Origin of the sequence: Pseudomonas sp. JV414 (assembly GCF_032424305.1) — a bacterium.
Taxonomy (GTDB): domain Bacteria; phylum Pseudomonadota; class Gammaproteobacteria; order Pseudomonadales; family Pseudomonadaceae; genus Aquipseudomonas; species Aquipseudomonas lini.
Genome location: NZ_VYKC01000002.1, coordinates 43,861 through 62,015, shown reverse-complemented (window position 1 = coordinate 62,015; position 18,155 = coordinate 43,861). Strand labels below are relative to the sequence as shown.

Here is an 18,155-nt window from a genome sequence, read left to right as displayed (position 1 = left end):
GCTGCGAAGCAGTCGCCAATCCGCCACCCGCGATTTGAATGAAGAGATGCCGGGAGCCGCTTCGCGACCCCACGGGGGGGGGCAAGCCCCTCGCCACAGGGCATCACCCGCGCTCGAAATCTCGACCACTTGTCGAAAACAATCATTTACCTGTCAGATCTGACAGTAGCCAATCCGCCCTCGCTGGCGTTTGATGACCCCTGCACACCACTTTCGCAGGAGCCGCCATGACTATTCCCGTCTCGCCCGATAACACCATCCTCGCCCTGTATCCGCCCCAAGTGGTGGGCTCCACAGAACCGGTCGAAGGTGCCGACATTGCCATCGCCTTGGCGGTTTACGATCTGGTATCTGACGGTGGGGGCGCCACCGCCAAAGTCCCTCCGCCGTTGCCGGGCACGATAGATATCGGTGATTCCGTGGAACTGCGATTGGTTGGCGACCCAGCGCCCCTCGATACCAAAATCATTTCAGACGTGAACGCCACCCAGAACCTGCGCATCCCCAAAGGCCGGTTGCATCCGGATCTACTCAACGAGTTGTACTACTTATTCAAGCGCGGCAGCCAGAACATCGGCATCTCCCAGCCGCCATTGACCATGCTCTACAACGAGTTCCGCCCCGGTCTGAAGGATCGGTTTCCGGATGTTGACGGTCATTCCGAACTGAAACTGTTGTTACCCGACGTGATCAAGAACGTCGTCGGCCCCGATTTCGTCAGTGCGCAGGTGTGCGTGTCCTACCCGTATTGCCGGGCCTACGACCTGATCAGCCTGAAGTGTAACGGCGAGATCATGGCGTATCGGGTCAGCCAGGACGAAGCGCCGCAGCCGCCCGATCCGGGCTCGGCAATCCCGATCACGGTGTGCTTCACCGTAACCCGCGCCTATCTGGACAAGGCCAAGAGGACGAATCAAAAGCTCGATTTTTCCATTACCGTCACCGACCAGTGTGGCAACACGCCGGACACTGACGCGGTATGGTCAGCCTCACAAACCGTGAACGAGGACCTGGCCGGTACCCGCCTGCCGGCGCCGATCGTGCGGGAAAAAGAGAACGACCCAACGGATGAGCCCGGCACCATCGATCTGGACAAACTGGCGGGCAATCCGCTGTTGGTGATCGTCGTGACGGCCGACAACCGCTTCCGGGCGGGGGACAGGATTGAGGTGAGCTACATCCTCAAAATCGACGGCCAGCCCGACATCGTGGTGACGGTGAACGGGGTCGTCGAGGTTGACGAATTCGGGCAGAAAAAGCCCTGCGTGCTGCGGGTGGGCAACGACAAGGTAATTAGCGGCGGCCGGGTGACGGTGACGTACGAATTGCTCAGAGAAGGGGACGTGATCGGCCGCTCCAATACCGCCACCGCGCAGGTGATCGGAGAGGGTGAGATCGTTTTAGCGCCGGCGTCTCTGCTGGCGCCAGCGATCGACCCGATTGATCCGCTGGCTTATCCGAATGGAGTGACTATTCGAGTTGAGTTCCTTGAATCGCTGGTCGGGGATAAGGCGCGATTGGTTGAAGTTAATCCGCCGCAAGGTTCTGCACCGTTTCCGTTGGTGGCGTTCAACCAAAACCACCGCACGAATACAGTTCTGAACGCAGCGTTTCTGGCTGCGCGTCATGGCAAGACGATTGAGCTGCGGTGGAGCCTGAATCGAGGTGGGCAGCCAGTGGCGATGTCACCATCGGTGAAGTTGAATGTGCTGAAGATTGCGGATGGGGATGTGAGACTGCCGACCCCCAGTATCGACGGGGCCGAAGGGGATGAGCTGAATGTGACCAAGCTGGAAGACGATGCGCGCACCCGGATGGCGGCCTGGCTGTTGATCGCCGCGGGCCAGACGCTGTGGCTGCGCTACACGGGCACCCTGGACGATGACAAACCGTTCACCCACACGACCTACCTGGCCACCCCGCTGCCGCCCGAAGGCGTTCCCAACGGCATGTTTCCCCTGGCCCCCGTGGCCGAACTTCAAGGCCTGAAAGACGGCTCGGAATTGAGCATTGAATTCAAGATTGGCTTTGCCGGCAGCCTCGACGAACAGCATGCAGTGACCGCCCCCATCAGGAGATACACCATCATGGCCACGCCTAAACTTGTGATCGACACCTCGACACTGATTCTCAGCGCTTCTAACGCAACCCTCACTGACCCTCTGCATCCGTGGCTGCGTATTGCGGATCCGATCGGGTCGACCGAGCGGCGTCAGGCTTGGGGGGGGACGCCGCCGTACCGCTATGCCTCGTCCGATTCCGGCATCGCCAGCGTGGATGAAAAAGGTCTCGTGCGCAGCACCGGCAATGGCACAGCCACCATCACCGTTACTGATGCCGCCAGTGCCAGCGTGAGTTTTACGGTGGTTGCTTCAAATGTTCGTAAGCTTATTATTTCATCACAAAAATTTAATGAACACGACCTTGTTTCTTTAAGCGCATGGGCAACAACTAATGAAGCCATACTCATTGCCGAAGATGCTTTGAGCGAAATATCCGGTCTTTTGGCTACATCATATGGTGTAGCGCTACCTAGACCATATGAACGGTTTTATCCCGGTCTTTATTCAGGCTCTGCCTATAGGTTCATCGGTGCATCGCCTCACCCACCTTTCGTGTTTTGGTTTGGTGGTTCTCCGGGGGGGGCACCATGTCGCGGCATCGCACTCCTAGTTTAAACACGGAAAGACTCTGCTCATCCGCTCCCCATTGTGGAAAACGGGACGGATTTATTAACAACGAAACCTGATTTCAGTGCCGTCCCTGTGGCGAGGGAGCTTGCTCCCTCGCCACAGGGACGGCACTAGCAAAGAGCCATTTCGTGCTTCAGTCCAGCGCCCGAATCTGCCGGCCCAACACATCCATCACATCACACCCATCACGCAGCATCATCGCCGCCGCGTGAGCAATCTGCTGCACGTCTGCGCCGCTGGCGCGGGTGATGTCGAGATTGGCCAGGCTTTCCATCATTTGCGTGACTGCCAGAAAACGGGTGGCGGCATTGCTGTGCAGCACATCCAGTGGCGCCTGAGTGGCGACCAAAAAAACCGGGATGTCGCAATCGTTGTTGGTCATCGGCATGTGCGGGTTCATGCTTCACCTCCTGCTTGGGCGGCGTGCAAACCGTCGATTGAAGCTTGCACCAATGACCGGGCGATACCGAGCATTTGCTGGCTGGCCCAGCGTAACGAGGCGCAATGTTCAGGGTGGGTGGCGGAGGGGACTTGATGGGCGAGGGCTTCGGCGCAGCTCAGGTAGACCGAGGCGTGTTCGAGTGCGTCGAGTATTGGGATGTCGGGTTGGACGGCGAACAGATGATGGTCGACGTGGTCGCAGCGGGCGAAGGGAGTGGATTTTGTGGTGGAATCGGTCATGTGCATCTCCTAGGAAGTGGAGCTGCCACGTAATCGCCGTCAAACGATTTTGGGTGGCAACTGTACGCAGGTTGACGGACCGGTCCTAGGAAACCCGGCGCACTCGAAAGTGCCCCACGCACAGCTGCCATAGCGCTGCGCAAGGTCCTAGGAAAAAGTGGAGCCGTCAAACCCCATCACGAATGAGTCGTGACAGGCGCGAGGATAGGGAGTGAGGTAAAGGCAGTCAACCCGCTCGATCTGGTCGCGCGTCTGTAGCAGCTGCGGTGAGGGGGCTTGCCCCCGTTCGGCTGCGAAGCAGTCGCTAATCCTGCATCCGCGATGTGACTGAAGAAATGTAGGGGGCCGCTTCGCGACCCAACGGGGGCAAGCCCCCTCGCCACAGGGAATCACCAGTCACAGATTATTAAGCGTTCAACCGAGTATTTCGGTTGATGGAATTAACCCAACCCCCGCCACCTGCATCCGGTCAATTGCTGCCGCCAACGACCCTTTCAGGTCAATCGCCCGACACGCATCCATCACCACAAACGCATTGAACCCCGCCGCCCGCGCGTCCAGCGCAGAGAACATCACGCAGAAATCCAGTGCCAGCCCGACCATGTAAACCGTGTCGATGCCGCGCTCTTTAAGGTATCCGGCCAAGCCTGTGGTCGTGGTTCGATCCGCTTCCAGAAACGCCGAATAGCTGTCGATGTCCGGATTACAGCCCTTGCGGATGATCAATTGGGCGTGGGGCAGGTCCAGTTCCGCGTGGAACTCGGCGCCAGGTGTGGCTCGCACACAATGCTCAGGCCAGAGCGTCTGCTCGCCGTAAGGCAACTGGATCACGTCGTAAGGTTTGCGACCGGGGTGGCTGGATGCGAACGAGGCATGGCCAGGCGGGTGCCAGTCCTGGGCGATGATGACCTGTTTGAACTGCCGGCCGAGTCGGTTGATCAAGGGCACGATCAGGTCGCCCTCCGGCACCGGTAATTGACCGCCGGGGATGAAGTCGTTCTGTACGTCGATAACCAGTAGGGCTGCACGTGAAGAAATTGGCATGGGTGGGGTTCCTCCTTGGAAAGTCAGGTGCAAGCATAGTGACAACTTTGCTCGCGTGCTAAGTCGGATTTATTAAATGGCTGCGTTTGTGACAGTGAGGGGCAGTTGGATCGGCGGTGTGGCCTTCGCGGGCAAGCCTCGCTCCTACAGGTTATGTGTCGGTCGCACGTTATGTATCCGACACCATTCCCCTGTAGGAGCGAGGCTTGCCCGCGAAGAGGCCGGTCCAGACGCTAAAGAAGCTGAAGCCAGTCCCGCATTTGGCCGAACCGCTGCCTTACTGCCGGCACTGATGCCTTGTTATAGTTCGGGCCTCATATTCTGCCCGGTAAAGGATCACTGCCATGCCTCAATACACCGCCTTCAGCGTCGAACTGGCCGATAACATCGCCCATGTGCAGATCAACCGCCCGGAAAAGATCAATTCGATGAACGCCGCGTTCTGGAGCGAGATCATCGAGATTTTCCAGTGGATCGACGATACCGACGAAGTCCGGGTGGTGGTACTCAGTGGTGCTGGCAAGCATTTTTCTTCCGGTATCGACCTGATGATGCTGGCCGGTGTGGCCAATGAACTGGGCAAGGATGTCGGCCGCAATGCGCGCCTCCTACGGCGCAAGATCCTCGCGCTGCAAGCGTCGTTCAATGCCGTCGACAACTGCCGCAAACCGGTGCTGGCGGCGATTCAGGGTTATTGCCTGGGCGGCGCCATTGACCTGATCTCGGCCTGCGATATGCGTTACGCCGCCGAGGACGCGCAATTTTCCATCAAGGAAATCGACATCGGCATGGCAGCCGATGCGGGCACTTTGCAACGCTTGCCACGGATAATCGGTGACGGCATGCTGCGTGAACTGGCTTACACTGGTCGCACCTTTGGCGCCGACGAAGCGCGCACCATCGGCCTGGTCAATCGCGTCTACAGCGACACCGCCAGCCTGCTTGAAGGCGTGATGGGCATTGCCCGTGAAATTGCCAGCAAGTCGCCGATTGCTATCACCGGCACCAAAGAGATGATCAGCTACATGCGTGACCATCGCATCGACGACGGCCTCGAATACGTCGCCACCTGGAACGCCGCCATGCTGCAATCTACCGATCTGCGCGTGGCTATGGCCGCCCATATGAGCAAACAGAAACCCGAATTTCTGGATTGATTAAACATGATTTCACGCTGGACCACTGCAGTACTGGACACCGATCAACCCGGCGGTTGGGCCGTGGCACGCAGCCCTGAAGGCTTTTTGTTCGATGACAATGGCGCGCTGTTTCCACGCGAATGGCTCAAGCGCCAGGACCTGTCGATTCTCGCCGAGCATGGCATCGGTCACCTGGATGGCGAACCGGTCTACCTGCTGGAGCTGCGCAGTCACAGCGAAGTGCCGGGCTGTAACTGGAAAGGCCTGCGAGCGTTCATGCTCGAGGGCGATCACACCGTTTACAAGGTTCTAGGCTATGCCGCGCAAATCGGTACCTGGGCCCGTGAACATCGTTTTTGTGGCAATTGCGGGCAGGTGATGAGCCAGGTGCCGCGTGAGCGGGCGATGTACTGTGAACCGTGTGATATACGCCACTATCCGCGCATTTCACCGAGCATGATCGTGCTGGTGACCCGTGGCGACGAAGTTCTGCTGGCCCGTTCGCCACGTTTTGTCACCGGGGTCTACAGCACCTTGGCGGGGTTTGCCGAGCCGGGCGAGTCGGCCGAGGATTGCCTGATTCGCGAGGTCCGCGAAGAGGTGCAGATCGAGGTCAAGAACATCCAGTACATGGGCAGTCAATGCTGGCCGTTCCCGCATTCGATGATGCTCGGTTTTCACGCCGAGTACGCCGGGGGCGAGATTGTCTGTCAGGAAGACGAGATCGAAGACGCCCAGTGGTTCAACGTGCACGAGCTGCCGCCGTTGCCGGCGTCTCGCTCGATTGCCCGTTACCTGATCGACGTCTATGTGGCGCGGCGCTTAGGTCACGCTGAACCAGTGCTGCCAGGCTAACCGGACGGTCAAGCCGAGCACCACGGTGATGAACACCGGGCGAATGAACTTCGCACCGCCGCTGATGGCGGTGCGCGCGCCGAAGAAGGCGCCGACCATCACCGACAGGCCCATGCTCAGGCCGATGATCCAGTCCACCTGCCCGGAAAATATGAACACCGACAGCGCCGCAATGTTGCTGACGAAGTTCATGCTGCGCGCCACGCCGCTGGCCTTGACCAGGTCGATGGGGTAGAGCAGCAGGCTGCTGACGGTCCAGAACGCCCCCGTTCCCGGTCCGGCCACACCGTCGTAGAAGCCGAGGCTGAAGCCTTGGCTCGATTGCCACTTTTTCTTGATTGGTGCGTCGCTGTCCAGCGGCGCCTTCGGTGTGCCGCCGAACAACAGATAAAGGCCGCAGGCGAAAACGATCACCGGCAGCATCTTGTTCAGCCATTCCGCGGGCAAGTAATGAGCGACCACGGCGCCGGTGAGAGCACCCACCAACGTGCCGACGATGGCGTGCGTCCATTGCCGAGGATGGAACAGCTTGCGTCGGTAGAAAGTGAAACTGGCAGTGGCCGAGCCGAAGGTCGAACTGAGCTTGTTGGTGCCCAGCACCAGGTGCGGCGGCAGGCCGGCGGTCAGCAGCGCCGGAGTGGTCAACAGACCGCCACCGCCGGCGATGGCGTCGATGAAACCGGCAATGAAAGCGACGAGGGCCAGAACGGCCAGGGTAGTGAGGTCAACGCTGAGTTCGAAAGGCATGGAATGGGCTTATTCGGCAGGGCGCAGGAAGAGGGGCTGCGAGGAAGGCCGGTATCTTACCCATATCCCAACTCTGCGGCGACCGGTCTGGCGCAATGCATGCGCATGATCGGGTACGGCCCAATTGTCATGGCTGCACACAGTCTCTGTAGGAGCTGGCGAAGCCTGCGATCTTTTGATCTTGATCTTGAAAAAACAGAGCAAAGTCAAAAGATCGCAGGCTTCGCCAGGTCCTACAGGGATTGCGTGCAACCTTAGATTTTGTGCTGCGGCCCATTACCAATCTGCCACACAAACGGCGGTTCAGTCCCGTTAATCGCCCAGTCCCCGACAATCCTCGCCTTGTAGATCACCGGATTGTGCGATGACACGGTCCGCGCATTGCGCCAATGCCGGTCCAGCGATTTGCCTTCACGAACATCCGAAGCGCCCAAGGCATTGAACAGCGCCGTGGTCGCGCGCTGGATCAATTCCGAGACTACTACCTGAGCCTTGGCCGACTCAATCTCCGCTGCCACATTCGCCGCGCGCTCCAGCGCTTCATCCCCGGAGAACCGCGCCAGATAAGCCCGTTGTGCCGGTTGCGCAGCCTTCAACGCACTGGCTTCGGCGGCATACACCCACGCCGCCACTTCACCCACCACCTGCTGCACTTGCGAATCCTCGCTGACCCGTTGTGCATTGCCATGGCTGTAGATGCGTTTACGCTCGCGCACCTGATGCGCCACATCGCGCAACGCGGCACGGCCAATTCCGGCCAGGGTCGCCAGCAGCACCAATTGATAAAACGCCGTCTGGTATTTGAAGCGGGTAGCGAAGTCGATGATGTTCTCGGCGTCCACTTCAGCCTCGATAAACCGCGAGGAGCCGCTGCCCGTGGTGCGCTGGCCGAAACCGTCCCAGTCATCGCTCTGCACAATTCCCGGTTGGCGTGTGCGGACGGCGGCGATCACATCGCCGCCGGTATCGCTGCGCTGGGCATAGACGTCGATCCAGTCAGAGAAAATACTACCGGTGCTGTAGAACTTCTCGCCGTTGAGCCGCCACCGATCGCCGTGGGGCGAGACCTTGGTAATCACATCTCCGATCGTCACGGCGCCGATTTCGGTCCAGGCATTGCCGGCGATGTCACCCTCGACAAAGCGTTTGAACCACAGATCCCGGCCCGGCCCCGGCGGTGAGTTCAAACGGTCCTCGGCAAAGGCGAAATGCCCGCGCAGGGCTTGGGGTACGTTGGAATCGGCTTCGGCCAGTTCGATCAGCAATTCGAACAACTGCGGCAGAGACGCGCCGCCACCGCCGTATTCAACCGGCACCCGCACCGCGCCGAAGCCAGCCTCCTTGAGCCATTGAATCGGTTCGTAAGGCAGGCTGCGGGTTTGTTCGCGTTCAACGGCACCGGCGGCGATGCGCTGGAAGATTGGCCGAAAACGTGCGGCCAGCGCTTCATAGTCGGCGCCGATGGACAGCGGGTTGATTACTTGATGTTCGGTCATGGGACAGCTCCTTGGGACGGCAGTGAGTACCATAGGGGATTGCACGGTCCATGCCGAAGCTCGCAGACCTTGGTTTATTGGATGTTGTGGATGTCGGCGTGGCCTGAATTGTTGCTGTGCCAACAGTGCATCAGCAAATTGCTTCAGGTGCACCCGGATCCCTGTGGGAGCGGGCTTGCTCGCGAAGGCGGTTTAACATTCAACATCTTTATTGGCTGGCATACCGCTTTCGCGAGCAAGCCCGCTCCCACAGGGATCTCGCTCGACTCAAGACGGTAGTGTCACAAATCGTGATTCAGCGCTGGCACGGTTGCTGCTCTGGCCTCAGGACTTCCCTGAAAACCCGAGGACACGCCAATGAGTCAGCAAGCCGTCAAATTTGCCTACTGGGTACCGAACGTCAGTGGCGGGCTGGTGGTCAGCAAGATCGAGCAGCGCACCCACTGGGGCATCGACTACAACCGCAAACTGGCGCAACTGGCCGAAGAGGCGGGGTTCGAATATGCCCTGACCCAGATTCGTTTCACCGCCGGTTATGGCGCCGAGTTCCAGCATGAATCCGTTGCCTTCAGCCATGCGCTGCTGGCCGCCACCACAAAATTGAAAGTCATCGCCGCGATCCTGCCGGGGCCATGGCAACCGGCGCTGGCGGCCAAGCAACTGGCAACCATCGATCAACTCACCAACGGCCGGGTGGCGGTGAACATTGTCAGCGGCTGGTTCAAGGGCGAGTTTCAGGCTATCGGTGAACACTGGCTGGAGCACGATGAACGTTATCGCCGCTCCGAAGAATTTATTCGCGCATTGAAGGGCATCTGGACCCAGGACAACTTTACCTTTCGCGGCGACTTCTACCGCTTCGACAACTACAGCCTCAAACCCAAACCGCTGGGCCAGCCGGAAGTCTTTCAGGGCGGCAGCTCCCGTGCGGCCCGGGACATGGCGGCGAGGGTTTCGGACTGGTACTTCACCAACGGCAACACCCCCGAAGGCATCAAGGCCCAGGTCGATGACATTCGCACGAAAGCGGCCGCGAACAATCATTCGGTGAAGGTCGGCGTGAATGCCTTTGTCATCGCTCGCGACACCGAAGAAGAGGCGCGGGCGGTGTTGGCGCAGATCATCGATCAGGCCGACCCCGAAGCTGTGAATGCCTTTGGCGATGCAGCGAAACAGGCGGGCAGGGCATCGCCCGAGGGTGAGGGCAACTGGGCCAAATCGACGTTTGAAGACCTGGTGCAGTACAACGATGGCTTCAAGACCAATTTGATTGGCACGCCACAGCAGATCGCCGAGCGGATCGTCGCGTTGAAAGCAGTGGGCGTGGATTTGGTGCTGGCGGGGTTTCTGCACTTTCAGGAAGAGGTGGAATACTTCGGGAAGCGGGTGTTGCCGTTGGTGAGGGAGCTGGAGGCCAAAGCGGCTATCAGGCATCAGACTGCGGTCGCCTGAACACCATAAAACCCTGTGGGAGCCGGGCTTGCCCGCGATGACGGTTTCACATTCAACAAATAAGTTGTCTGTAACTTTGCCATCGCGGGCAAGCCCGCTCCCACAGTGGATTTCGGTGAAGTTACAGACCGAGGTCGGAAAGACTTGGGTGATCATCCGGCCGGCGGCCCAGCGGCCAGTGGAACTTGCGGTCGCTTTCCTTGATCGGCATGTCGTTGATGCAGGCGTAACGGTTGAACATCAAGCCGTTCTCGTCGAACTCCCAGTTCTCGTTGCCATAGGAACGGAACCAGTTGCCCGAGTCGTCATGCCATTCGTAGGCATAACGCACGGCGATACGGTTGTCGCCATGGGCCCAGAGTTCCTTGATCAGCCGGTAATCCAGTTCCTTGGCCCATTTACGGGTCAGGAAAGCTTTGGCTTCTTCACGGTTATGGGCGAACTCGGCGCGGTTACGCCACTGGGTGTCCAGGGTGTAGGCCAGGGACACCCGTTCCGGGTCGCGGGAGTTCCAGCCGTCTTCGGCCAGGCGAACTTTTTCGATGGCCGATTCACGGGTAAACGGCGGCAATGGCGGACGAACTTCGGCAGTAGACATATAAAGTCTCCCTATCAAATTAACGTTCAAGCACGTTGTCGGGCTTATTAAAAGTGTTACAGGTCCAATAACTTTCGCGCCATGCATTGCGCATTATCGGCGGCACTGTGATCACCCATCACAAGCGCTACGGTAATGGCACCGTCGATCAGGATCAGCAGCTGTTTGGCCAGCGTCTCCGGGTCGTGTGCGCCATGTTCGGTACAGAGCTTGCGCACGTAGTCGAGCAGCTTCTGTTTGTGGTCTTTGGCGACCAGGCGAACCGGGTCTTGCGCATCGCCGGTTTCGCCGCTGGTGTTAATGAATGCGCAACCGCGAAAGCCTTCGGAGTCGAACCAGGTCTTGAGCACGGTAAACAGGTTGAGCAGCCGCTTGGCTGGGGTTTGCGCCTTGCCGACTTCGCTTCGATACCAATTCATCCAGCGCACATCGCGGCGTTGCAAGGCCGCGACGGTGAGCTCCTCCTTGTTGGCGAAGTAGCGGTAAATACTTTTTCTGGAAACGCCGGCGGTTTTCACCAGAAGATCCATGCCGGTGGCAGCGATGCCACTTTTGTAGATCAACTTTTCGGTGACATCCAGAATGATGTCGCGTGTGTCGTTGCTAGTGATTTCGTTCATGTTGCGAACAGTAGAATGATCGTTCTTCTTGGTCAATAAATTATTTTTGGCGACTGTGAAATTGCCTTCGCGGGCAAGCCTCGCTCCTACAGAGGAATGCAATCAACCGTAGGAGCGAGGCTTGCCCGCGAAGAGGCCATTACAGACAGTAACAAGACCCAAACCCATCCATGGTGTAAGCTCTCGGACTCTTCGGATTCGACCCTTTGCGAGCCCTATGCCGTCGCTTTTCAAACGCTCTCTGCTGCCTAAACTGCGCAGTTTTCCGCTGACCGCCGATGCCGTCACCATCCTCTCTGGCGCCGCCGAGTTCCGTCGTTGCCTGCTGGAACAAATCGCCCAGGCAACCCAGCGCATCTATATCGTCGCGCTGTACCTGCAACAGGATGAGGCCGGGCAGGAAATCCTCGATGCCCTGCACGCCGCCAAACTGGCGCGCCCGGAACTGGACGTGGTGGTGGTCGTGGACTGGCTGCGTGCCCAGCGCGGTTTGATCGGTGCCGGCAAGCAGCCGGGTAACTCGGCCTGGTATCAGGAAACGACCCGCACCCACGAAAGCGTGGTGCCGGTGTACGGCGTGCCGGTGCAGACCCGCGAGCTGTTCGGCGTGCTGCATTTGAAGGGCTTCGTGATCGACGATTGCGTGCTCTACAGCGGCGCGAGCTTGAACAACGTTTACCTGCACAAATTCGACAAGTACCGCTTCGACCGTTATCACCTGCTGCAGAATCATGCGCTGGCCGATTCGATGCAGCACCTGATTCAGCATGGTCTGATTGCCTCAAAAGCGGTGCATCGCCTCGACCTGCCAAACCTGCCGACCACCCGCAGCCTGCGCAACGACATCGGTGACCTGCGCAGCCGCCTCAAGCACGCGGCGTACGACACCACGGTGGGCAGCACGGCGAAGGGCGGTTTATCGGTCAGTCCATTGCTCGGTGTGGGCAAGAACAACCCGTTGAGTCGGGTGATCTGCGAACTGATCGCCAGCGCTCAACATCAGCTGACCATCTGCACCCCATACTTCAACCTGCCGCTGGCAGTGACCCGGGAAATCAACCGGGCCCTGGCTCGTGGTGTGAAGATCGACATCATCGTCGGCGACAAAACCGCCAACGACTTCTACATTCCGCCCACCGAGCCGTTCAAGGTGATCGCGGCGCTGCCGTACCTTTACGAGATCAGCCTGCGACGCTTCGCCAAACGGCATCAGCGCAGCATCGACAGTGGCAAGTTGAACCTGCATTTGTGGAAGGATGGCGACAACACCTATCACCTCAAGGGCATGTGGATCGATCAGCGCTACACCTTGCTGACCGGCAATAACCTCAATCCCCGAGCGTTCCGACTCGACCTGGAAAACGCGTTGCTGATCGATGATCCGAAAGGTGAATTGCTGGAGCCGCGTGATAATGAGCTGACGGAGATTTTCCAGCACACCAGCCGAATCGAGCGGTATCAGGATCTGGAAACGCTGCCGGATTACCCGGCGGGAGTGGCCAAGTTTCTCAAGCGTGTGAGTCGGGTACGGATCGAGCGGTTGTTGTATCGGATTTTGTGAGGGTTAACACGGCGGGGCGGGTGTGTCGCCGGTGAGAATGCCTTCGCGAGCAAGCCCGCTCCCACAGTGAGTTATGTGTCGGTCACACAATTGTGCATCACTCAAATCCACTGTGGGAGCGGGCTTGCCCGCGAAAGCGGTGTGTCAGGCGACATCAATGTTGACTGTTATGGCCCCTTCGCGAGCAAGCCCGCTCCCACATGGATTTAGGCTGCCCACAGGGATCTGCACCGGGCTGGTGGCTGCGCTAATATGCCCACCACTCAAACAACAAGGCTCGCCACGGTCAATGTCGGAAAAAGACACCATCTCCATTCAACTGGTGCGTGAAGCGCTGTTGCAAAGTTGCGCCCCGGGCGCTGCCACCGAAGAGGTGTTGAACAAGGTCGGCATTGATCCGGCGTTGCTGGAAACCACCGACGCCCGTGTTCCGGCCACCGCCTATGCACGGTTGTGGCGCTTGCTGGCCCGGCGCGGGGACGATGAGTTTTTTGGCATGGACCCGCGCAAGCTCAAGTCCGGCAGCCTGGAGTTTCTGTGTCGCTGCTCGATGGTCCAGCCGAGCCTGGCCGCCGGGTTGACTTCGGGCCTGAGCTTCCTGTCGTTGATGCTAGAACGCATGCCCGCGCAACTGGTTCGCCAGCAAAGCCTGGCGGAAATCGTCCTGCTGGAAGACGACGAAGACCCGCGCCGCGCCTTCACCTATTTCACTTACTGGATGATCGTGCATGGCGTGGCCTGCTGGCTGGCGGGGCGGCGGATACCGATTCTGGCCATTGAGTTGCGTTGCCCGGCGCCGGATTTTTGCGATGACTATCGGGTGATGTTCTCCGAGAACCTGCGGTTCGACCGGCCGCGCACGCGGATGATTTTCTCGGCCGATTGCCTGGATTTGCCGATCAAGCGCAGCGCTGAAGAATTGAAGCGATTCCTCGCCCATGCGCCGGCGAACATTCTGGTCAAGTACCGCGATCCGGAGAGTCTGGCCAGTCGGATCAAGCACGATCTGCGGCAACTGCCTGCCGAGCATTGGCCGGAAACCGAGGCGCTGGCGCAGCAACTGTGCATGTCGGCCTCGACCCTGCGCCGCCGCCTGGCTGAAGAGGGGCAGACGTATCAGGGACTCAAGGACAGCGTGCGTAAGGAACTGGCCATTGTCTGGTTGGCCGAACCGGCTATCAGCTTCGCCGAAATCGCTACTCGTTTGGGGTTTGCCGATGCGAGTTCGTTCTACAAGGCGTTTCGCAAGTGGTCGGGGTCCAATCCGGGGCATTATCGGAGTTTGATTCTTAACGAAGCCAGTTGATCCGGATTGTGTGGTGCCTGAGCCGGCGCCATCGCGGGCAAGCCCGCTCCCACAGTGATATGCGGTGACCATAAATGTTGTACACGCCGCAAAACCTGTGGGAGCGGGCTTGCCCGCGATGGCGTCCGTTCAGGCGACGCATCCCTTGAACCTTGGCCAAACCAGTCACACAACTTGATAGCTTTGACCATTGTCCCGCGCCCCGCGCAGAGCGAGTATTTGCCTGTTATTTACGGTTCCCCAACCTAATAAAAATACACAGGGATTCTGGCAATGCGCGATTACTTGTCTGCTACGTCACAGTTCAATTATCAGCACACCGTCGATGCCGCGCTCACAGGGTCGTTGAGTGCGCTCAATGCCTGCGTCGAGTGTTGCGACCGGCATGCCTTGCCGGGGCGCATCGCGCTGTTCTGGGAAGGCCGCGACGGTGCCAGCGCGACCTACACCTTCAGCGACTTGCAGGACAAGGCCGCGCGGTTTGCCAATTTCCTGCTGGCCCAGGGCGTGAAGAAGGGCGATAAAGTCGCCGGCCTCTTGCCACGCAATATCGAATTACTGATCACCGTGTTCGCCACCTGGCGCATCGGCGCGGTCTATCAGCCGCTGTTTACCGCCTTCGGCCCGAAAGCCATCGAACATCGCCTCAACAGCTCCGGTGCCGCCGTCGTGGTGACCGATGCGGTCAATCGCCCGAAACTCGCTGAAGTGGCTGACTGCCCGACTATCGTCACCGTTGGCGGGCCCAAGGGCCAGGGCATCGTGCGTGGCGACTTCAGTTTCTGGGCCGAACTGGCGAACTACTCCAACGTCTGCGAACCGGTATTACTGACCGGCGAAGACCCGTTCCTGTTGATGTTCACCTCGGGCACCACCGGCCCGTCGAAAGCGTTGTCGGTACCGCTCAAGGCGATCGTCGCGTTCCAGAGTTACACCCGTGACGCGGTGGACCTGCGCCCTGAAGACGCGTTCTGGAACGTCGCCGACCCGGGCTGGGCCTACGGCATCTATTTCGGCGTCACCGGGCCGATGGCGATGGGGCATCCGATCACCTTTTACGATGGCCCGTTCACCCTCGAAAGCACCTGTCGGGTGATCAACAAATACGGGATCACCAACCTCACCGGTTCGCCGACCGCGTATCGCTTGCTGATTGCCGGTGGCGACGAGTTCGCCCGCTCGATCAAGGGCAAACTGCGTATTGTCAGCAGCGCCGGCGAGCCGCTGAACCCGGAAGTGATCCGCTGGTTCGCCGATAACCTCGGCGTGGTGATCCACGACCATTACGGCCAGACCGAACTGGGCATGGTCTTGTGCAACCACCACGGCCTCGATCATCCGGTGCACGTCGGCGCTGCCGGTTTCGCCTCGCCGGGTCACCGCATCGTAGTGCTGGATGACGAATACAAAGAGCTCGGCGTCGGCCAGCCAGGAATCCTGGCCATCGACCGTACCCAATCGCCGATGTGCTGGTTCGGCGGCTACGAAGGCGCACCGACCAAGGCCTTCGTCGGCAACTATTACCTGAGCGGCGACACCGTCGAGTGGAACCCGGACGGCAGCATCAGCTTCGTCGGCCGCAGCGACGACGTGATTACCACCTCCGGCTATCGCGTTGGCCCGTTCGACGTGGAAAGCGCGCTGATCGAACACCCGGCAGTGGTCGAAGCCGCCGTAATTGGCAAGCCCGACCCGGAGCGCACCGAGCTGGTCAAAGCCTTCGTTGTGCTCAGTCCGCAATACCGCGCCGAACCTGCACTCGCCGAAGAGCTGCGCCAACACGTGCGCAAGCGTCTGGCGGCGCACGCGTACCCCCGTGAAATCGAATTTGTCAGCGAATTGCCGAAAACCCCAAGCGGCAAATTGCAGCGCTTTATCTTGCGCAACCAGGAAATCGCCAAGGCTCAAGAGGCCACCGCGAAGAACGTTTCAGCTTGAATCCAAGGAAACAATGATGCAGATCGAAAACAAGGTTTTTCTCATCACCGGTGGTGCCTCTGGCCTCGGTGCCGCCACCGCTGAAATGCTGGTGGCTGCCGGCGCCAAAGTGATGCTGGTGGACATGAACGCCGAAGCCGTCGCGGCTCAGGCTGCACGTCTTGGCGCGCAAAGCGTGGTGGCGGATATCAGCAATGAAGCGGCTGCGCAAGCGGCGGTGCAGGCGACGGTCAAAGCCTTTGGCGGCCTTAATGGTCTGGTCAATTGCGCCGGCATCGTTCGTGGCGAGAAGATCCTCGGCAAGAATGGCCCCCATGCACTGGCCAGTTTCAGCCAGGTGATCAACGTTAACCTGATCGGCAGCTTCAACATGCTGCGCCTGGCAGCGGCGGCGATTGCCGAAACCGAAGCCGACGAAGACGGTGAGCGCGGGGTGATCATCAACACCGCATCGGCCGCGGCCTTCGACGGCCAGATCGGTCAGGCCGCGTATTCGGCGTCGAAAGGCGCGATTGTCAGCCTGACCTTGCCCGCCGCCCGTGAACTGGCGCGCTTCGGCATCCGCGTGATGACCATCGCCCCGGGCATTTTCGAAACGCCAATGATGGCCGGTATGACCCCGGAAGTGCGCGAATCCTTGGCCGCCGGCGTGCCGTTCCCACCGCGCCTGGGCAAGCCGAGCGAGTACGCCGCGCTGGTCAGGCATATCATAGAAAACAGCATGCTTAACGGTGAGGTGATCCGTCTCGACGGTGCCCTGCGCATGGCCGCCAAATAAGGAGGATTAAACATGACACTTTCCAACGATCCGATTGTTATTGTCAGCGCCGTCCGCACCCCGATGGGCGGTTTCCAGGGCGAACTGAAGAGCCTGACCGCGCCGCAACTGGGCGCCGCAGCTATTCGTGCTGCCGTTGAGCGCGCCGGTATCGCCCCTGAATCCGTAGAAGAAGTGCTGTTCGGCTGCGTGCTCTCCGCCGGCCTCGGCCAGGCGCCGGCGCGGCAAGCGGCACTCGGCGCCGGGCTGGATAAATCGACCCGTTGCACGACACTGAACAAGATGTGCGGCTCGGGCATGGAAGCCACGATTCTGGCTCACGACATGCTGATCGCCGGTAGTGCCGATGTGGTTGTCGCTGGCGGTATGGAAAGCATGTCCAACGCGCCATTCCTGCTGGACCGCGCCCGCAGCGGTTACCGTATGGGCCACGGCCGCGTGCTCGATCATATGTTCCTCGACGGTCTTGAAGACGCCTACGACAAGGGCCGCCTGATGGGCACCTTCGCCGAGGATTGCGCTGAAACCAACGGTTTTACCCGTGAAGCTCAGGACGCGTTTGCCATTGCTTCGACCACCCGCGCGCAACAGGCGATCAAGGACGGCCGCTTCACCGCCGAGATCGTGCCGCTCACCGTGACCGTCGGCAAAGAACAGGTGCTGATCAGCCACGACGAACAGCCGCCGAAAGCCAAGCTGGACAAGATCGCCTCGCTGAAACCGGCGTTCCGCGATGGCGGCACCGTGACCGCGGCAAACTCCAGTTCGATCTCCGACGGCGCGGCGGCATTGGTGCTGATGCGCCGTTCCGAAGCAGAGAAACAAGGCCTGAAACCGCTGGCGGTGATTCATGGTCACGCTGCATTTGCCGACACACCGGGGCTGTTCCCGGTGGCACCGGTGGGCGCGATCAAGAAACTGATGAAGAAAACCGGCTGGTCCCTGGACGAAGTCGAATTGTTCGAAGTCAATGAAGCCTTTGCGGTGGTCAGTCTGGTGACCATGACCAAACTGGAAATCCCCCACGAGAAGATCAACGTCCACGGTGGTGCCTGCGCTTTGGGTCACCCGATCGGTGCGTCCGGCGCGCGGATCCTCGTGACCTTGCTCTCGGCCTTGCGCCAGAAAGGCCTGAAACGCGGTGTTGCAGCGATCTGCATCGGTGGCGGTGAAGCCACGGCCATGGCTGTGGAATGCCTGTACTAAGGCCCGCATGGTTTCTGTAGGGGCAATTACATTTTTAAGGA

General features: G+C 59.6%; 16 protein-coding genes. 9 read left to right on the top strand and 7 right to left on the bottom strand.

The window, feature by feature from the left end; genetic code table 11:
* The first annotated feature begins 227 nt into the window (after positions 1–227).
* Positions 228–2,678, top strand: a complete 2,451-nt coding sequence (locus tag F6R97_RS01370) for an Ig domain-containing protein (RefSeq protein WP_315865880.1) — start codon at positions 228–230, stop codon at positions 2,676–2,678.
* A gap of 148 nt (positions 2,679–2,826) precedes the next feature.
* Here the strand turns inward: F6R97_RS01370 and F6R97_RS01365 are convergent, their stop codons facing one another.
* From F6R97_RS01365 to pncA, 3 genes are all read right to left on the bottom strand, one after another.
* On the bottom strand, positions 2,827–3,093 hold the full coding sequence (locus F6R97_RS01365; RefSeq protein ID WP_315865879.1) for a short-chain dehydrogenase: 267 nt from the start codon (positions 3,091–3,093) through the stop codon (positions 2,827–2,829).
* Complete coding sequence (locus F6R97_RS01360) at positions 3,090–3,374, bottom strand: DUF3077 domain-containing protein (RefSeq protein ID WP_315865878.1); 285 nt, start codon at positions 3,372–3,374, stop codon at positions 3,090–3,092. Before F6R97_RS01360 ends, F6R97_RS01365 begins: the two co-directional genes overlap by 4 nt.
* A gap of 414 nt (positions 3,375–3,788) precedes the next feature.
* Entirely contained in the window at positions 3,789–4,418 is a 630-nt protein-coding gene (gene pncA / locus F6R97_RS01355; protein WP_315865877.1) for a bifunctional nicotinamidase/pyrazinamidase, read from the bottom strand.
* A 344-nt stretch (positions 4,419–4,762) separates the two neighbouring features.
* Between pncA and F6R97_RS01350 the strand changes: the two genes are divergently transcribed.
* Positions 4,763–5,575 carry a crotonase/enoyl-CoA hydratase family protein gene (locus F6R97_RS01350; protein ID WP_315865876.1) on the top strand — a complete coding sequence of 271 codons (813 nt, stop codon included), beginning with the start codon at positions 4,763–4,765 and terminating at the stop codon, positions 5,573–5,575.
* A 6-nt stretch (positions 5,576–5,581) separates the two neighbouring features.
* Positions 5,582–6,412 (top strand): NAD(+) diphosphatase, encoded by an 831-nt coding sequence (gene nudC / locus F6R97_RS01345; RefSeq protein WP_123361213.1) that lies wholly within the window; start codon positions 5,582–5,584, stop codon positions 6,410–6,412.
* Here the strand turns inward: nudC and F6R97_RS01340 are convergent.
* Together F6R97_RS01340 and F6R97_RS01335 are read right to left on the bottom strand one after the other, a co-directional pair.
* A complete protein-coding gene (locus F6R97_RS01340) occupies positions 6,380–7,159 on the bottom strand; it encodes a TSUP family transporter (protein ID WP_315865875.1) in 780 nt (259 codons plus the stop codon). The genes nudC and F6R97_RS01340 overlap by 33 nt on opposite strands.
* 254 nt (positions 7,160–7,413) lie before the next feature.
* Positions 7,414–8,655: an acyl-CoA dehydrogenase family protein gene (locus tag F6R97_RS01335; protein ID WP_315865874.1), complete on the bottom strand. Its 1,242-nt coding sequence runs from the start codon at positions 8,653–8,655 to the stop codon at positions 7,414–7,416.
* 357 nt (positions 8,656–9,012) lie between these two features.
* Here F6R97_RS01335 and sfnG point away from each other — a divergent pair, with 357 nt between their 5' ends.
* The gene (gene sfnG / locus F6R97_RS01330) at positions 9,013–10,107 is read left to right on the top strand and encodes a dimethylsulfone monooxygenase SfnG (RefSeq protein WP_315865873.1); all 1,095 of its coding nucleotides are present in this window, start codon (positions 9,013–9,015) and stop codon (positions 10,105–10,107) included.
* Between the two features lie 121 nt (positions 10,108–10,228).
* Here sfnG and F6R97_RS01325 read toward each other — a convergent pair whose 3' ends face one another.
* Both F6R97_RS01325 and F6R97_RS01320 read right to left on the bottom strand, forming a co-directional pair.
* Positions 10,229–10,705, bottom strand: a complete 477-nt coding sequence (locus F6R97_RS01325; protein WP_258622504.1) for a nuclear transport factor 2 family protein — start codon at positions 10,703–10,705, stop codon at positions 10,229–10,231.
* 56 nt (positions 10,706–10,761) lie between these two features.
* A complete protein-coding gene (locus tag F6R97_RS01320) occupies positions 10,762–11,325 on the bottom strand; it encodes a TetR/AcrR family transcriptional regulator (RefSeq protein WP_315865872.1) in 564 nt (187 codons plus the stop codon).
* Between the two features lie 217 nt (positions 11,326–11,542).
* On the opposite strand from F6R97_RS01320, the gene pssA reads away from it, so the two are divergent.
* The 5 genes from pssA (at position 11,543) to F6R97_RS01295 (ending at position 18,114) form a co-directional block, all read left to right on the top strand.
* Complete coding sequence (pssA, locus tag F6R97_RS01315) at positions 11,543–12,886, top strand: CDP-diacylglycerol--serine O-phosphatidyltransferase (RefSeq protein WP_315865871.1); 1,344 nt, start codon at positions 11,543–11,545, stop codon at positions 12,884–12,886.
* A 289-nt stretch (positions 12,887–13,175) separates the two neighbouring features.
* Positions 13,176–14,192 (top strand): AraC family transcriptional regulator, encoded by a 1,017-nt coding sequence (locus F6R97_RS01310; RefSeq protein WP_315865870.1) that lies wholly within the window; start codon positions 13,176–13,178, stop codon positions 14,190–14,192.
* A gap of 273 nt (positions 14,193–14,465) precedes the next feature.
* Positions 14,466–16,130 carry an AMP-binding protein gene (locus F6R97_RS01305; RefSeq protein WP_038983235.1) on the top strand — a complete coding sequence of 555 codons (1,665 nt, stop codon included), beginning with the start codon at positions 14,466–14,468 and terminating at the stop codon, positions 16,128–16,130.
* 16 nt (positions 16,131–16,146) lie between these two features.
* Positions 16,147–16,908 carry an SDR family NAD(P)-dependent oxidoreductase gene (locus F6R97_RS01300; RefSeq protein ID WP_315865869.1) on the top strand — a complete coding sequence of 254 codons (762 nt, stop codon included), beginning with the start codon at positions 16,147–16,149 and terminating at the stop codon, positions 16,906–16,908.
* A gap of 12 nt (positions 16,909–16,920) precedes the next feature.
* Entirely contained in the window at positions 16,921–18,114 is a 1,194-nt protein-coding gene (locus F6R97_RS01295) for an acetyl-CoA C-acyltransferase (protein WP_315865868.1), read from the top strand.
* The last annotated feature ends 41 nt before the right edge of the window (positions 18,115–18,155 follow it).

Bases quoted from the DNA above. Each gene is read 5' to 3' on its own strand.
- sfnG (WP_315865873.1), top strand. From the start codon at position 9,013: ATGAGTCAGCAAGCCGTCAAATTTGCCTACTGGGTACCGAACGTCAGT.
- F6R97_RS01320 (WP_315865872.1), bottom strand. From the start codon at position 11,325: ATGAACGAAATCACTAGCAACGACACACGCGACATCATTCTGGATGTC.
- F6R97_RS01325 (WP_258622504.1), bottom strand. From the start codon at position 10,705: ATGTCTACTGCCGAAGTTCGTCCGCCATTGCCGCCGTTTACCCGTGAA.
- F6R97_RS01370 (WP_315865880.1), top strand. From the start codon at position 228: ATGACTATTCCCGTCTCGCCCGATAACACCATCCTCGCCCTGTATCCG.
- pssA (WP_315865871.1), top strand. From the start codon at position 11,543: ATGCCGTCGCTTTTCAAACGCTCTCTGCTGCCTAAACTGCGCAGTTTT.
- F6R97_RS01360 (WP_315865878.1), bottom strand. From the start codon at position 3,374: ATGACCGATTCCACCACAAAATCCACTCCCTTCGCCCGCTGCGACCAC.
- nudC (WP_123361213.1), top strand. From the start codon at position 5,582: ATGATTTCACGCTGGACCACTGCAGTACTGGACACCGATCAACCCGGC.
- pncA (WP_315865877.1), bottom strand. From the start codon at position 4,418: ATGCCAATTTCTTCACGTGCAGCCCTACTGGTTATCGACGTACAGAAC.
- F6R97_RS01350 (WP_315865876.1), top strand. From the start codon at position 4,763: ATGCCTCAATACACCGCCTTCAGCGTCGAACTGGCCGATAACATCGCC.
- F6R97_RS01295 (WP_315865868.1), top strand. From the start codon at position 16,921: ATGACACTTTCCAACGATCCGATTGTTATTGTCAGCGCCGTCCGCACC.
- F6R97_RS01340 (WP_315865875.1), bottom strand. From the start codon at position 7,159: ATGCCTTTCGAACTCAGCGTTGACCTCACTACCCTGGCCGTTCTGGCC.
- F6R97_RS01310 (WP_315865870.1), top strand. From the start codon at position 13,176: ATGTCGGAAAAAGACACCATCTCCATTCAACTGGTGCGTGAAGCGCTG.
- F6R97_RS01335 (WP_315865874.1), bottom strand. From the start codon at position 8,655: ATGACCGAACATCAAGTAATCAACCCGCTGTCCATCGGCGCCGACTAT.
- F6R97_RS01300 (WP_315865869.1), top strand. From the start codon at position 16,147: ATGCAGATCGAAAACAAGGTTTTTCTCATCACCGGTGGTGCCTCTGGC.
- F6R97_RS01305 (WP_038983235.1), top strand. From the start codon at position 14,466: ATGCGCGATTACTTGTCTGCTACGTCACAGTTCAATTATCAGCACACC.
- F6R97_RS01365 (WP_315865879.1), bottom strand. From the start codon at position 3,093: ATGAACCCGCACATGCCGATGACCAACAACGATTGCGACATCCCGGTT.